The sequence below is a fragment of the Mesorhizobium sp. M1428 genome, from assembly GCF_040317515.1.
Classification (GTDB): Bacteria; Pseudomonadota; Alphaproteobacteria; order Rhizobiales; family Rhizobiaceae; genus Mesorhizobium.
On sequence record NZ_JAMYKT010000009.1, the window covers coordinates 15,464 to 27,749 of the forward strand.

The 12,286-nt window shown below is 60.8% G+C and carries 15 protein-coding genes and 1 pseudogene; 14 read left to right on the forward strand and 2 right to left on the reverse strand.

Translation table 11 applies throughout. The features are described from left to right. Positions 1–91: 91 nt before the first annotated feature. Genes NKG60_RS14665 through NKG60_RS14690 form a run of 6 tightly spaced genes read left to right on the forward strand, consistent with a single transcriptional unit; the run spans position 92 to position 2,396 of the window. Positions 92–289 (forward strand): hypothetical protein, encoded by a 198-nt coding sequence (locus NKG60_RS14665; protein WP_352975029.1) that lies wholly within the window; start codon positions 92–94, stop codon positions 287–289. Further along, positions 290–550 carry a hypothetical protein gene (locus NKG60_RS14670; RefSeq protein ID WP_352975030.1) on the forward strand — a complete coding sequence of 87 codons (261 nt, stop codon included), beginning with the start codon at positions 290–292 and terminating at the stop codon, positions 548–550. It begins immediately after the preceding gene. 2 nt (positions 551–552) lie between these two features. Next, on the forward strand, positions 553–804 hold the full coding sequence (locus NKG60_RS14675) for a hypothetical protein (protein WP_352975031.1): 252 nt from the start codon (positions 553–555) through the stop codon (positions 802–804). A 36-nt stretch (positions 805–840) separates the two neighbouring features. After that, positions 841–1,365, forward strand: a complete 525-nt coding sequence (locus tag NKG60_RS14680; RefSeq protein WP_352975032.1) for a hypothetical protein — start codon at positions 841–843, stop codon at positions 1,363–1,365. Between the two features lie 8 nt (positions 1,366–1,373). After that, on the forward strand, positions 1,374–2,162 hold the full coding sequence (locus NKG60_RS14685; protein WP_352975033.1) for a TIGR02391 family protein: 789 nt from the start codon (positions 1,374–1,376) through the stop codon (positions 2,160–2,162). 21 nt (positions 2,163–2,183) lie between these two features. Then, positions 2,184–2,396, forward strand: coding sequence for a hypothetical protein (locus NKG60_RS14690; protein WP_352975034.1), 213 nt, complete (start codon positions 2,184–2,186; stop codon positions 2,394–2,396). Here NKG60_RS14690 and NKG60_RS14695 read toward each other — a convergent pair. Together NKG60_RS14695 and NKG60_RS14700 are read right to left on the reverse strand one after the other, a co-directional pair. Continuing rightward, positions 2,393–3,328, reverse strand: a complete 936-nt coding sequence (locus NKG60_RS14695) for an alpha/beta fold hydrolase (RefSeq protein WP_352975035.1) — start codon at positions 3,326–3,328, stop codon at positions 2,393–2,395. The two genes, NKG60_RS14690 and NKG60_RS14695, sit on opposite strands and share 4 nt — an antisense overlap. Beyond that, entirely contained in the window at positions 3,328–4,182 is an 855-nt protein-coding gene (locus NKG60_RS14700) for an oxidoreductase (RefSeq protein WP_352975036.1), read from the reverse strand. Before NKG60_RS14700 ends, NKG60_RS14695 begins: the two co-directional genes overlap by 1 nt. A 111-nt stretch (positions 4,183–4,293) precedes the next feature. Between NKG60_RS14700 and NKG60_RS14705 the strand changes: the two genes are divergently transcribed. The 8 genes and pseudogenes from NKG60_RS14705 (at position 4,294) to NKG60_RS14740 (ending at position 12,277) form a co-directional block, all read left to right on the forward strand. Beyond that, on the forward strand, positions 4,294–4,836 hold the full coding sequence (locus NKG60_RS14705; RefSeq protein ID WP_352975037.1) for a TetR/AcrR family transcriptional regulator: 543 nt from the start codon (positions 4,294–4,296) through the stop codon (positions 4,834–4,836). Between the two features lie 526 nt (positions 4,837–5,362). Next, complete coding sequence (locus tag NKG60_RS14710) at positions 5,363–5,635, forward strand: helix-turn-helix domain-containing protein (protein WP_352975038.1); 273 nt, start codon at positions 5,363–5,365, stop codon at positions 5,633–5,635. A gap of 115 nt (positions 5,636–5,750) precedes the next feature. Further along, positions 5,751–6,512: pseudogene (locus NKG60_RS14715) on the forward strand (YoaK family protein); the annotation flags it as partial. 375 nt (positions 6,513–6,887) lie between these two features. Then, positions 6,888–7,202 (forward strand): helix-turn-helix domain-containing protein, encoded by a 315-nt coding sequence (locus tag NKG60_RS14720; protein ID WP_023675522.1) that lies wholly within the window; start codon positions 6,888–6,890, stop codon positions 7,200–7,202. After that, positions 7,199–9,220 carry a hydrogenase 4 subunit B gene (gene hyfB, locus NKG60_RS14725; RefSeq protein WP_502903379.1) on the forward strand — a complete coding sequence of 674 codons (2,022 nt, stop codon included), beginning with the start codon at positions 7,199–7,201 and terminating at the stop codon, positions 9,218–9,220. The genes NKG60_RS14720 and hyfB overlap by 4 nt, the downstream gene beginning before the upstream one ends. After that, the gene (locus tag NKG60_RS14730) at positions 9,211–10,167 is read left to right on the forward strand and encodes a respiratory chain complex I subunit 1 family protein (RefSeq protein WP_352664540.1); all 957 of its coding nucleotides are present in this window, start codon (positions 9,211–9,213) and stop codon (positions 10,165–10,167) included. Before hyfB ends, NKG60_RS14730 begins: the two co-directional genes overlap by 10 nt. Then, positions 10,167–10,829, forward strand: coding sequence for a hydrogenase-4 component E (locus tag NKG60_RS14735; RefSeq protein ID WP_352488877.1), 663 nt, complete (start codon positions 10,167–10,169; stop codon positions 10,827–10,829). Before NKG60_RS14730 ends, NKG60_RS14735 begins: the two co-directional genes overlap by 1 nt. Next, entirely contained in the window at positions 10,826–12,277 is a 1,452-nt protein-coding gene (locus tag NKG60_RS14740) for a hydrogenase 4 subunit F (RefSeq protein WP_352975039.1), read from the forward strand. The genes NKG60_RS14735 and NKG60_RS14740 overlap by 4 nt, the downstream gene beginning before the upstream one ends. Positions 12,278–12,286: the final 9 nt, after the last annotated feature.

The following is a 12,286-nucleotide window of genomic DNA, read 5'->3' on the forward strand; positions in this document are numbered from 1 at the left end:
GCCATCATATGTCGATCGTGCTCGGCCACTCCAGGTCGCACGGGCAACTGGCCGAACGGCTGACGAGGCCACACCGGCATAAGGAGAGACCATGCCAGAAAAACCATCCTACATGCCCACCGGCATTGGAATAGGCATGATGAGCGACGACGAGACCAAAGTCGGCGTTCTGATATTTGAAACGGCGCAAGGTAACTTCGACGTCGCTGTCAATCTGCAGGCAGTCGATGTCCTGACCAAGGCGATCAATAAGATCGAGATGCATCTCCGGTCCGGCAGGACGCAATGAGTGTCCGACCATGCGCCAGATCCGAAAACGCCGAAGCTGATCGTTGTCGTGGCGTTCGACCGCGGCGAGGATGGCGAACTGTTCACAGCATACGGCCCGACCGACCAGCAAAGCGAGGACCGCGCGGTGCGCATCGCAAAGGCGCTGGCGGGCAAGCATATAGGCGTCATAGCATGGAGTCGCGACGCCGATCCGGCACTTGGCGACTATGGGCCGCCCACAGTGCTTTTCACCAGCGGCGACGTGGCGGATATGGAGTGAAAATGATCAATCCACCCAGAGACAAACTTGACTATGACTATGCAGACCGCTCGCTAGATTGCGAGGAAGCCATGGAGCCCGGCTTTCAGGCGATCACCGATTGCATGCTAGAAGTGGGATGGACCCGAGCGGAGACATTGCGGGCGCTGAAGCGGCTTATTGCCGCCGACAATATGACCCAGAAAGAGAATGCAAAGACCGAAGCCCAACTCGCGATTGCGCGCGCCATGATACGCGCTGGCAAACCGCTTTAGGCCCCTCTCCAAGTCACCAGGGCGCAGTTTTCGGACATGCTGCCTCGTATCGAAGCGCGGCGGTTCGAGGACTTCCATTTCACCGTGGAGCAGGCAAAAGAAGGTTCCTGGCCTGTGCGGAGCTGGGGCATGACAGCCATGCGCGCCGGCCCGCCTCCATTCTATCCATCTCGGCGATGGCAGGGTGCGCCTGCAGCGTCTCGGCCACTACCTTTCAGCAGCCGAAGCCAGTTGCCATGGGCAAAGGCGGCTTTTTCGGCGTCGCCCAATCCGGATTCCGCCAAGAACCTCCGTGCATCCCGCAATGTGCGACCGCAGGAAGCAGCTCAACGGCCGAGCTCTGAAAACCGGCGCGCCCTGCTCGCAGAAATCGGCTTCCTAGCGGCGGATCGGAACGAGTGGACCCAGGACGGGAAGAACTACGTCAACGGCCTCTTCAAGATGCTGCACACCGAGGGGTCGCACCCAGGGCTCTCGGATGAAGACCACAGCACCTTCCGCCTGCATGTGGTTCTTGTTACCGTCAGGACCTTCCTGCGGCGGCTCACCTACGGTCGGTGAGGCGGGACATGGCGTTCCTCTCGCAGGACCAGTTGGAAGCCATCGCCGGTGCCTTGGGCGATATCACCCAGGGGCTCACGGGGCCGGAGATCCAGCACCTGATCCCATCAAGCAAGATGATCGATCCGGGGCCAGGCACGAAGCGTGTCCGCATCTACAATGCCTTTGTAGAGAGTCAGAACTCCAAACAGAACCGCACGCACGTTCTGGAATTCATTCGCCTCGCAATGAGGCCCTCGCGATACAGTCGCGATCCAGAGCGGTTCGAGCCGATGCGAGCGCTCCTCAATCAGGCCTCGGCATTCGCCGGCCTGGTCGTGGATCAAGCCGGGAATCTCACATCGGCAGAAGCCGCGCAGACATTGCCAGAGACACAACGGCGGGCGCGGGAACTTCGAGCCGACCTCGAGGGCCGAGGGGTACATCCCGACGTGCTCAAATTTTGCCGCGCCGAGCTGCTTGCCGACAACTACTTTCATGCCGTCCAGGAGGCGGTGAAGAGCGTGGCAGACAAGATGCGGACGCGCACGGGGCTGACGGACGGAGCGCCTTTAGTCGATAGGGTGCTCGCCGGCGACCCACCACTCCTGGCTATCAATCCGCGCAGCACAGTCAGCGAACGCAGCGAGCAAAACGGTTTCGCCAACGTGGTGCGCGGTACGTTCGGCATGTTTCGCAACCCGACGGCTCATGAAGCGCGCATCCACTGGGCCAAGGAGGACACCGAAGACCTGCTATCGATCGTGTCGTTGATTCGTCGGCGGCTCGACGCCGCTCATATGCCGGCACGCGTTTAAGGTTCAGGCCAGAGGAGTTGAATGGAAAGCGAGCTAGGTTCGGATCGCATAGGTCGCATCGGCGAGCAGCAGTTCGAAGCGCTCTGCGAGCGCGCGGAGGCTCGCAAGGCTCACGACATCAATCACACCGATATCAGCTGCGATTATGAGAAAGTCGGTCTGAGCTTCGAACCGACACCCGCCGGCCTGCTGGCGGCTCTGAGTGCGGCTTGCGGCGAAAATCCAAGCGCCTAGTCGAGAGCGCTTAGGAAGCCGATCAATGCCGAGTTGGTCTCGTCCGACGCCTCGAGTTGGGGCCAGTGTCCGACACCGGCGATCAGCCGCCATCCCGTCAACCCTGGAAGGACTTTGCGCAGCCTCTCTTCGGTCAGATTGCCGCCGATATCTTTGAGGCCGTCCTCGCCGCCCGCGAGGAAATAAGATGGTTGCGTGACCACGGCCCCCTTGAGCGCTGCCGTAAGTTCGAAGCCGTGCTGGAGTGACCGATAATAGTTCAGCGCTCCTCGAAACCCGGTACGCTCGAAATCCTCGATGGTCGAGTTGATGTCCGCGATATCGGCCCATTCTGGTAGTGAATCGGGCAGGCTTCGATATTTGGGCAGATCCCGATTGAACATCGTCCAACGTTCAGCCTTCGGAGCGGCTGCCGACGACCAGTAGAGGTTGGCGGGAAATCGTTCTCGCGCGGGCGTCCATGCCGCTTCGGCGCCCGGCAACATGCGACTGAACATGTAAAAATCGGAGCGTCCGGCCGCCATCATCATTTCGAGGAAGCTCTTCTCGCCGCGCGGGGCAAACGGAACACTCATTCCGAACACCGCCCGAAACCGATCAGGGCGCATCAGAGCGGCGTTCCATGCGGTCGCGGCGCCGAAGTCATGGCCGGCGATCACCGCGGTTGCGATTTCGAGCGCGTCCAAGACGCCGATCGCGTCCCCGACCGTATGCAGGATCGTATAAGCGTTCGGATCGTCAGGCGCCGCACTCCTGCCATAGCCCCGCATGTCGAGCGCGATCGCGCGAAAGCCAGCGGCGGCGACCGCCTCCATCTGTCGCCGCCACCCGCGCCAGGTGTCGGGGAAGCCGTGGCAGAACAGGACCGCCGGCCCATCGCCCAGCTCAACCACATGAAGGGCAATACCGTTGGCCTTGATCTGCGAATGCATCACACCCCCGTCCTCTCGAAGTTGGTGGATCGGGACAACACGTCCCAGGCAGCGATTTCGGTCCGCATCCCGTCGAGCTTTTGATCAACCAGACCGAGCGCATCATCGCCCAAGAACAGGCGCACGGGCGGATTCTCCGCTTCGACCAAAGCGAGCAGCGCCTGCGCCGCCTTGGCCGGATCACCAGGCTGATTGCCGCTCTTGGCCTGCCGCGCGGCGCGCATCGGATCCATCACCACATCATAGTCGGCAATGCTCCGCGGCGTGCGATCCATGGAGCGGCCAGCCCAATCCGTGCGGAACTGGCCCGGAGCAAGCGCCGTCACACGGATGCCGAAGCCCGCGACTTCCTTGCCCAACGCCTCGGAGATCCCTTCGAGCGCGAACTTGCTTCCACAGTAGAAGCTGATCCCGGGCATGGTGATGAATCCTCCCATGGAGGTCACGTTGATGATGCGGCCGAGGCGCCGTTTACGCATGCCCGGCAGGACCGCCTTCATCATCGCGACAGGGCCGAAGACGTTGGCAGCGAACTGGCGCTTCAAGTCATCCATCGAGGACTCCTCGAGAACGCCCTCATGACCGTAGCCGGCATTGTTCACAAGCACGTCGATCGGACCGACCTGACGTTCCGCATCGGCCACCGCCGCCGGGATCGCGTCGAAATCAGTTACGTCCAACACGAGCGCATTGGCATGATCGGGCGCGAGCGCTGTGAAGGTCTTCGCATCGTCGTCTCGTCGCACGGTGCCAATCACATGATGGCCAGCGTCCAGCGCGCCGGAAGCAAAGGCTCGTCCGAGACCAGAGCTGACGCCGGTGATCAAAAAGGTTTTCGGGGCAGTCGCTGTCATGAGCATTCTCCGCTATCTTCGTAACTATATCATGATATAGACAATGGCATGGCCCACGACAAGACCCCAGTCCCTTCCACCCACGCCAGAGGCGAGCCGGTCCGCCAGCGTGTGATCGACGCGGCGGAACGACTGCTCCGCAAGGGCAAGGCTGATTTCTCGATGCGGGATCTTGCCGCCGAGGCCAGCGTCAGCTTCGCGACACCGTTCAACCAGTTCGGAAGCAAGACGGCGATCATGCACGCCCTGTCGCGACGTCGGATCGACAAGATGACGAAGCACTTCACCGAGGCGCCGCCGCTCCCGCACGCGGCCGACCGGGTGCTCTTCGCCATTGGCGTGGCGACTGCGGTAATGCTTGAGGAACCGGAGGTGAACCGCGCCGTAATGGGATGGATCGGCTCTGCCGGCCCGTCTCCAGGCGATGTCCTGACACATTCCACAGCCCTGTGGTCGCTCGCGGTGGGCGCCGGCGAAGGGTTGGCTCTAACCGAGCCAGAGCAAGCGCTGCGCTGCTTGCCCCGGCAGCTTGCCTTCGCCTTTCGCGGCGTTCTGTCCTTCTGGACGGCCGGCGAACTGCCCGATGCAGAACTGACCCCAAATGCACGAGAGATCGCAAAGGCCTTGCTGCGCGGATATTCCGAAAGGTCATAGATCCGCGATGCCCCTCTTCGGCAACGTCCGAAAACCACCGGACGCGAGCGCACTCGCCCGGTTGGGATTCGAACCTGCAACCTCTGCCTTCGGAGAACGTCGGTCCATCGCCAAAAATGGAAAACTCTCGACTAAGCCGCGTGCCTCCGATAGCAGAAGAACGCCTCTTCGATAGTGGGTCTTGCGATGTAGCGGTCTCCCGCTACCAAATTCCTTCATGATTTCGCTTCCTGCCTTTGTGCATTCAGCCCGTTGAGGAGATCGGCGAGTTCCTCGGCATCGTGCTGGTCCATTCCAACGATGGTTCGGCTGCCCATCTCGGGGGGCCGCCCGGTACGAGCATCCTTGACGGTCCAGGTGCCGGTCGGATCCTGAAAGGTCTGTAGCGTTGAGTCATGCGGACACGATAATCGCCAAGGTTCTCTCTGCGAAGGGCAGATCATTATTTTTCGCTTTGTATTGATGTCTGATACGTCAATGATACTATCGCGAGTATCACTTCTCATATTCAGACACTGACACCTCGATGATCACTGCTTCCCAGCTTCGTACCGCCCGCGCCCTTCTCAACATCGACCAGAAAACCCCGGCGGAAATGGGAGGCCTCTCGCTGCCCACGATCCATCGAATGGAAGCCAGCCAAGGCAATGTGCGGGGCGTTGTCGATAGTTTGATGAAAATGATCAACGCGCTGAACCGCGCCGGTGTCGACCTTCTCAGCGAACATATGCGTAGCGACGATGGCGGCCGTGGCGTCAGGTTCCGGCATCCAGATACGCTGTTGGGCATGCCAGACTAGATCATACAAAGCACGCCCTCGGCGCCACGCATTCACCGTCCTTCGTCTTCCCTTTCTTCCCGAAACACCCAATGAGCCTCTCCCGGCATGTCAGCTTGCGGTCCCGCTTTTCCGCATGGAAAGGCAAGGTTCGCTCATGATCCTGTATCTGCGCCGGCTGACCGGAAAAGAGCGTAGCGAAAGAGCCGACCGGCACCTCGCTCGCTTTCTGACGTTCATCGCAGGAGCCGCCAATGCTGGCGGCTTTCTGGCGGTCCAACAGTATACATCCCACATGTCAGGCATCGTTTCGTCGATGGCTGATCACCTGGCACTCGGCAATGTCGAACTGGCGCTTTCCGGATTGGGGGCCTTGTTGTCGTTTGTCGCAGGCGCCGCCTGCTCAGCGGTGCTGGTCAACTGGGGAAGGCGGCAGGGTCTGCAGGGCGAGTACGCGTTCCCGCTTGTCCTGGAAGCGGTTCTGCTGATCTGCTTCGGTCTGCTCGGCAGCCATCTTGCGCGTCATGAAGCCCTGTTTGTGCCGATGACGGTGATGCTGCTTTGCTTCATCATGGGCTTGCAGAACGCCATCATCACCAAGCTGTCGGAAGCCAGAATCCGGACAACGCATGTCACTGGCCTGGTGACTGACATCGAGCTCGGCAAGCTGCTTTATTGGAACATCTCGGGGAGTGACTCGGACGAACTGTTCGTGAAGGCGGATCGAAGAAAGCTGAGGCTGCTGGCGTCGCTTGTGGCATTGTTCTTTCTGGGCGGCGTCATCGGCGCTGTGGGTTTCAAGCATGTCGGCTTCGCGGCGACATTGTTTCTCGCGGCCATTCTCCTCGTGCTGGCCTCCATGCCAGTCCTGGAGGACGTCTCCGTTCGCATGAGGCGGCTTTGGCAGTAGCGCTACAGAGCTTTGCCGCATGCCAGATTTGGCAGCACATTCGCGAAGGCGCGGTTCCTAGATTTCGGCAGCTATCTGTTGGGCTGATCCTGAAGCACGATGAGACCGGCCCCAACGGCAAGAGCCGGCCGAGATAAGGCCCATTTCCAGCCCCATCAGGCGCAACCCGAGATGGCTGGCGACAACACTGGCCGTGACGGGACTGGTCGCATGCTTTGGTTCGAGGCGCGGGACGTATCGCCCGGTTTTCTACAACTTCAAGACAGATGCGTCACGCATCATTAATTGAATGCGCCGCATTTTAATATATGCTGCAAGGCGTAGAGATAATATCTCAAAGCTGATCAAAAAGGGGATGCGACCGTGATAACTGCTCCACAGTTGCGTGCCGCGAGGGCACTCCTTGGCATCGACCAGCGCAGGCTTGCCGAATTGTCCGGTCTTTCCGTGCCGACAATTCAACGCATGGAAGCCAGCGAGTCGATTATTCGGGGTAACGTCGATTCTCTCATGAAGCTGATCGGGGCACTTGACCTCGCCGGCGTGGAATTGATCGCTGAAGGCGCCTCCAGCCAAATCGGCGGGCGCGGCGTGCGACTGAAAGCGGATTTTGACCCCGCCAAGATTCTGGGCGGGGTCGATACGGATGCCAAACTCCCCGTGAGGAGCGTGGCGTGATTTCGGGGGCCGCGGTCCTCCTGTGGGGCGTTGCTGCGCTCCTGGGGACTGCGGTGCTTGCGATTGCGGAAAGCCGCAGATCGGACTCGGGAACACGCCTGATCTACGGCTTGACGCTAGGTATTTCGGCGGCTGTGCTCATGGTTCTGGCGAGCCGCATCGCCGACAATCCCGTCACCCCGTCGACTGTGGTGTTGCCTCTTGGATTGCCATGGATTGGCGCTCATTTCCGTTTGGATGCGCTCTCGACTTTCTTCCTCATCGTCGTCAACTTCGGCGGCTCCATGGCCAGTCTTTATGGCCTCGGCTATGGCAGGCATGAGTCTGCGCCGCATCGGGTGCTGCCGTTCTTCCCGGCTTTCCTAGCCGGAATGAACCTTGTCGTGGTCGCCGACGACGCCTTCACTTTCCTGCTTTCCTGGGAATTCATGTCGCTCGCCTCCTGGGCGCTCGTCATGGCGCACCATCGCGAGCAGGACAATGCGCGGGCGGGCTACATCTATCTCGTGATGGCGAGCTTCGGCACACTCGCGCTGCTGCTTGCGTTCGGCCTGCTCGCCGGATCCGATGGAACCTATACATTCGACGCGATGCGAGCTGCCGACCCCACGCCGTTCGCCGCTGCTTTCGTCCTGGTTCTCATGCTGCTGGGTGCCGGCTCCAAGGCTGGACTCGTCCCGCTGCACGTTTGGCTACCACTCGCTCATCCGGCTGCGCCAAGCCACGTCTCGGCTCTCATGAGCGGCGTGATGACCAAGGTCGCAGTCTATGGCTTCATACGCGTTATTTTCGATCTGCTCGGTGAGCGGGCATGGTGGTCGGGCGTTGCCGTGCTTTTTCTTGGCGGCCTGACGGCGGTTCTCGGCATCCTCTACGCGCTGATGGAAAAGGACCTGAAGCGACTGCTCGCCTATAGCACCATTGAAAACATCGGCGTCATCTTCGTAAGCCTTGGTCTCGCGCTCGCGTTCAAGGCGAACGCCATGCCATCGGCTGCAGCGCTGGCGCTCACCGCCGCGCTGTTCCACGTCCTCAATCATTCCTTTTTCAAGAGCCTGCTGTTTTTCGGCGCGGGCGCCGTGCTGACGGCAACCGGAGAGCGGGATATGGAGAAGCTGGGCGGTCTCATCCATCGCATGCCCTTTACAAGTTTTGCCTTTCTCGTCGGTTGCGTCGCGATCTCGGCACTTCCACCCTTCAACGGCTTTGTCTCCGAATGGCTGGCCTTTCAGGCCATATTGCAGAGCCCAGATCTGCCGCAATGGGGCCTGAAGGTCATGGTGCCCGCCGTTGGCGGTCTGCTGGCGCTGTCGGCGGCACTGGCCGCGGCCTGCTTTGTAAAGGCGTTCGGGATTACATTCCTCGGCCGGCCACGCTCGGCCGCGGTGGAACTGGCGCATGAGGTCGACCGCCACTCGCTGGCGGCAATGTTCGTTCTCGCTGCCCTTTGTCTCCTGGCCGGCATTCTGCCCGGTCTTGTGATAGACGGCCTATCATCGGTGACACTGCCACTGATCGGCAGCCGGATGCCTGTGCAGATGGCGCAGCCCTGGCTGTCTATCGTGCCGATTGCAGCGAGCCGCAGTTCCTACAACGGCCTGTTGGTGTTCCTGTTCATCGCCTTTTCCGCATCCGCTGCGACATATGTGATCCATCGCTTTGCATCACATGCACTCCGTCGGGGTCCCGCCTGGGGTTGTGGCTTCCCGGATGTGGTCCCAAGCTCGCAGTATACGGCCGTCAGCTTCGCGCAGCCTATCCGCCGCGTCTTCGGCACGTTTGTATTCCGTGCAAGGGAAACCGTCGAAATGCCGGCACCTGGCGAGACCGGTCCGGCTCGTCTGAATGTCGAAATGCATGATGTGATCTGGGAGACGCTGTACCTGCCTATCGGCCGGGCCCTCGACTTTGCGACCGACCACCTCAACCATCTGCAGTTCCTGACGATCAGGCGCTACCTGACCCTCGTCTTTCTCTTTCTCATTGTCCTGCTCCTGGTGCTCGCACTATGGCCGTGATTCTCGAGTTGGCCGTTCAAGGCGCGCAGATGGCGCTGGTGCTTTTGCTGGCGCCGCTCCTGACCGGATTCGTGCGCAAGGTGAAGGCACGGCTCTTGCGCCGCCAGGGTCCTTCCCTGATCCAACCTTACCGCGATCTCTTGCGGCTGATGCGCAAGGAAGTCGTTCTGGCGGACAACGCATCCTGGCTGTTTCGCGTGACGCCCTATCTGATCTTTGCCACCACCTGGGTCGGCGCGGCGCTCATCCCGACATTCGCCGCCGGCCTTACATTCAGTTGGACCGCCGATCTCATAGCCATTGTCGCACTGCTGGGAAGCGCCCGGTTCTTCCTGGCGCTGGCAGGCATGGACGTCGGCACGAGCTTTGGCGGCATCGGCTCGAGCCGCGAGGTGATGATCGCTTCGCTGGCCGAACCCGCCATGCTGCTCATCGTGTTCAGCCTGGCGCTCGTCGCGGGTGCTACGCAACTCTCAACGGTCGCCGCCTTCATGGGGTCACCGGAGGTTGGCTTGCGGGTGTCGCTCGGGATGTCGCTTATCGCCCTCGTGATGGTGGCGATCGCCGAAAACGCCCGCATACCCGTGGACAACCCATCGACCCATCTGGAACTCACCATGGTTCATGAGGCGATGGTGCTGGAATATTCCGGTCGCCATCTGGCGATGATCGAGTTTGCCGCCTTCCTCAAGCTTCTGCTCTATGTGTCGCTGATTTCCTGCGTCTTCCTACCTTGGGGACTGGCGAGCGCCGAGGCAGGACTGGAATCACTTGCTCCGGGTGTCGTCGCCTATGTCGGCAAGCTTGCCGTCTGTGGCGTTCTCCTCGCTGTTTTTGAGACCGCCATCGCCAAGATGCGCGTCTTCCGCGTCCCGGATTTCCTCGGGGCAGCACTGATGCTGGCCCTGCTCGGCACGCTCCTGCTGTTCGTCTCACGGAGCCTCTGATGAACGGCCTCACCTTCGACATCGCTCACCTGCTTGCCGGCGGCCTGGTGCTGGTCAGTTTCATGATGCTGTATCAGGATCGCCTCTTTGCGCTGATCAACGTTTTTGCGCTTCATGCAATCGTGCTGGCCCTGTCCGTAGCTTGGCAGGCATACATTCAGGACGCGCATCATCTCTACGTCACGGCGGCGATCGCCCTCGTCTTCAAGGCGATCGTCATTCCTGTCGGGCTTCATCGCATCATTCAGCGGCTCGGCATCCATCGTGACGTCGAGACCGCCGTCGGCATCGGTACGACCATGCTTGCGGGGATAGGCCTGGTGGCCCTGTCCATGGTCCTGATGCTGCGCGTCACTCCCGAGGCTGATCCCCTCGCCCGCGAGGACCTGGCTTTCGCGCTGTCCATCATTTTGCTGGGGCTGCTGGTGATGGTCACCCGCCGCAACGCCGTCAGCCAAGTTGTCGGATTCATGTCGCTCGAGAACGGTCTGGTCCTCGCCGCCACGGGGGCCAAGGGCATGCCCCTGGTCGTCGAGATCAGTGTCGCCTTCTCGATCCTTATCGCCTTCATCGTCATCGGAGTCTTCCTGTTCCGCATCCGCGAGAGGTTCGACTCGGTGGATGTCGGCGCGCTCGACGACTACAGGGGAGAACACCGTTGACCGCGTTTTCCCTCGATGCGGTGGCCGCCATTTTGCTGATACCGGTCTTCGCGGCCGCACTCCTGGCGGTGCTGCCGAAATACCGGATATCGGCGGGCGTCAATGTCGCTGCGAGCTTGCTGACCTTGCTCGCCGCACTGTCGCTTCTTGTCACCGACCGCCCGCAGCCCGGGCAGTATCTGCTCGTCGACGATCTCAATATCGTCTTTATCGTGCTCAACACATTCGTCGGCTTCACCACCAGCGTCTTCAGCGCTTCCTACATTGCCCACGAACTGGAGATCGGGCGGCTGACAGTCCCGAACTTGCGGTTTTATCACGCAATGTACCAGGTCATGATGTTCGGCATGAACCTGGCGTTCGTCTCGAACAATATTGGCTTGATGTGGGTGGCGGTGGAACTTGCCACGCTGACCACCGTGCTTATGGTCGGCATCTACCGCACGCACGAAGCGCTGGAGGCCGCCTGGAAATATTTCATTCTGGGCAGCGTCGGCATCGCGCTCGCACTGTTCGGCACCATCCTCGTCTACATGGCTGCACAGCCGGTTGTTGGCGAGGGGACGAATGCGATGGTCTGGACGGTGCTCATCGCTCACGCCGCGCGCTTCGATCCGGCTCTGCTCAATGTCGCCTTCATCTTTCTGCTGCTCGGCTACGGGACGAAGGTCGGCCTTGCGCCCTTGCATGCCTGGCTGCCAGACGCGCATGCTGAGGGTCCAACGCCGATTTCCGCAGTGCTGTCGGGCTTGCTGTTAAACGTTGCGCTCTATGCCGTGCTGCGCTTCAAGCTGTTGCTCGCGGCAAGCCCGGAAGCGATCGCACCTGGGCCATTGATGATCACGATGGGACTGACGTCGCTTGTCTTCGCGGCCTTCATGCTCTACCGCCGCCGCGACATCAAACGCCTGTTCGCGTACTCCTCGATCGAGCACATGGGCATCATCGTGTTCGCTTTCGGCATAGGAGGCCCGCTCGCCAATTTTGCCGGCCTGCTGCACATGGTCATGCATAGCCTGACCAAGTCGGCGATCTTTTTCACGGTCGGCCACATTGCCCAGGTCAAGGGTACACAGAACATCGCCGAAATCCGGGGACTGACGGAAACGCATCCTGCGCTTGGCTGGGCGCTCGTCATCGGCGTCGTTGCCATTGCCGGCCTGCCTCCGCTCGGCATCTTCATGAGCGAATTCCTGGTCGTGAGTTCGACATTTGCAAGGCACCCCCTTTTGGCGATGCCGTTGGTTTTCGGGATTCTGCTCGCTTTCGGCGCCCTGTTGCTTCGACTGACCGGCGTCGCTTTCGGCGAACCGCGCGGCAGCACGGCACCCGCTGAGGCGTCCTACATTCCGATGTATTCCCACTTGGCGTTGGTGTTTGCCGCCGGCGTCTATCTGCCGCCACCGCTGGTCACATGGTTCCAGCACGTCGCAAGTATCCTGGGGTGAGCAGAGGAG

Coding starts and splice junctions, on each gene's coding strand:
- NKG60_RS14730 (WP_352664540.1), top strand. CDS start 9,211: ATGGCCGTGATTCTCGAGTTGGCCGTTCAAGGCGCGCAGATGGCGCTG.
- NKG60_RS14710 (WP_352975038.1), top strand. CDS start 5,363: ATGATCACTGCTTCCCAGCTTCGTACCGCCCGCGCCCTTCTCAACATC.
- NKG60_RS14695 (WP_352975035.1), bottom strand. CDS start 3,328: ATGCATTCGCAGATCAAGGCCAACGGTATTGCCCTTCATGTGGTTGAG.
- NKG60_RS14700 (WP_352975036.1), bottom strand. CDS start 4,182: ATGACAGCGACTGCCCCGAAAACCTTTTTGATCACCGGCGTCAGCTCT.
- NKG60_RS14735 (WP_352488877.1), top strand. CDS start 10,167: ATGAACGGCCTCACCTTCGACATCGCTCACCTGCTTGCCGGCGGCCTG.
- NKG60_RS14665 (WP_352975029.1), top strand. CDS start 92: ATGCCAGAAAAACCATCCTACATGCCCACCGGCATTGGAATAGGCATG.
- NKG60_RS14685 (WP_352975033.1), top strand. CDS start 1,374: ATGGCGTTCCTCTCGCAGGACCAGTTGGAAGCCATCGCCGGTGCCTTG.
- NKG60_RS14690 (WP_352975034.1), top strand. CDS start 2,184: ATGGAAAGCGAGCTAGGTTCGGATCGCATAGGTCGCATCGGCGAGCAG.
- NKG60_RS14680 (WP_352975032.1), top strand. CDS start 841: ATGCTGCCTCGTATCGAAGCGCGGCGGTTCGAGGACTTCCATTTCACC.
- NKG60_RS14675 (WP_352975031.1), top strand. CDS start 553: ATGATCAATCCACCCAGAGACAAACTTGACTATGACTATGCAGACCGC.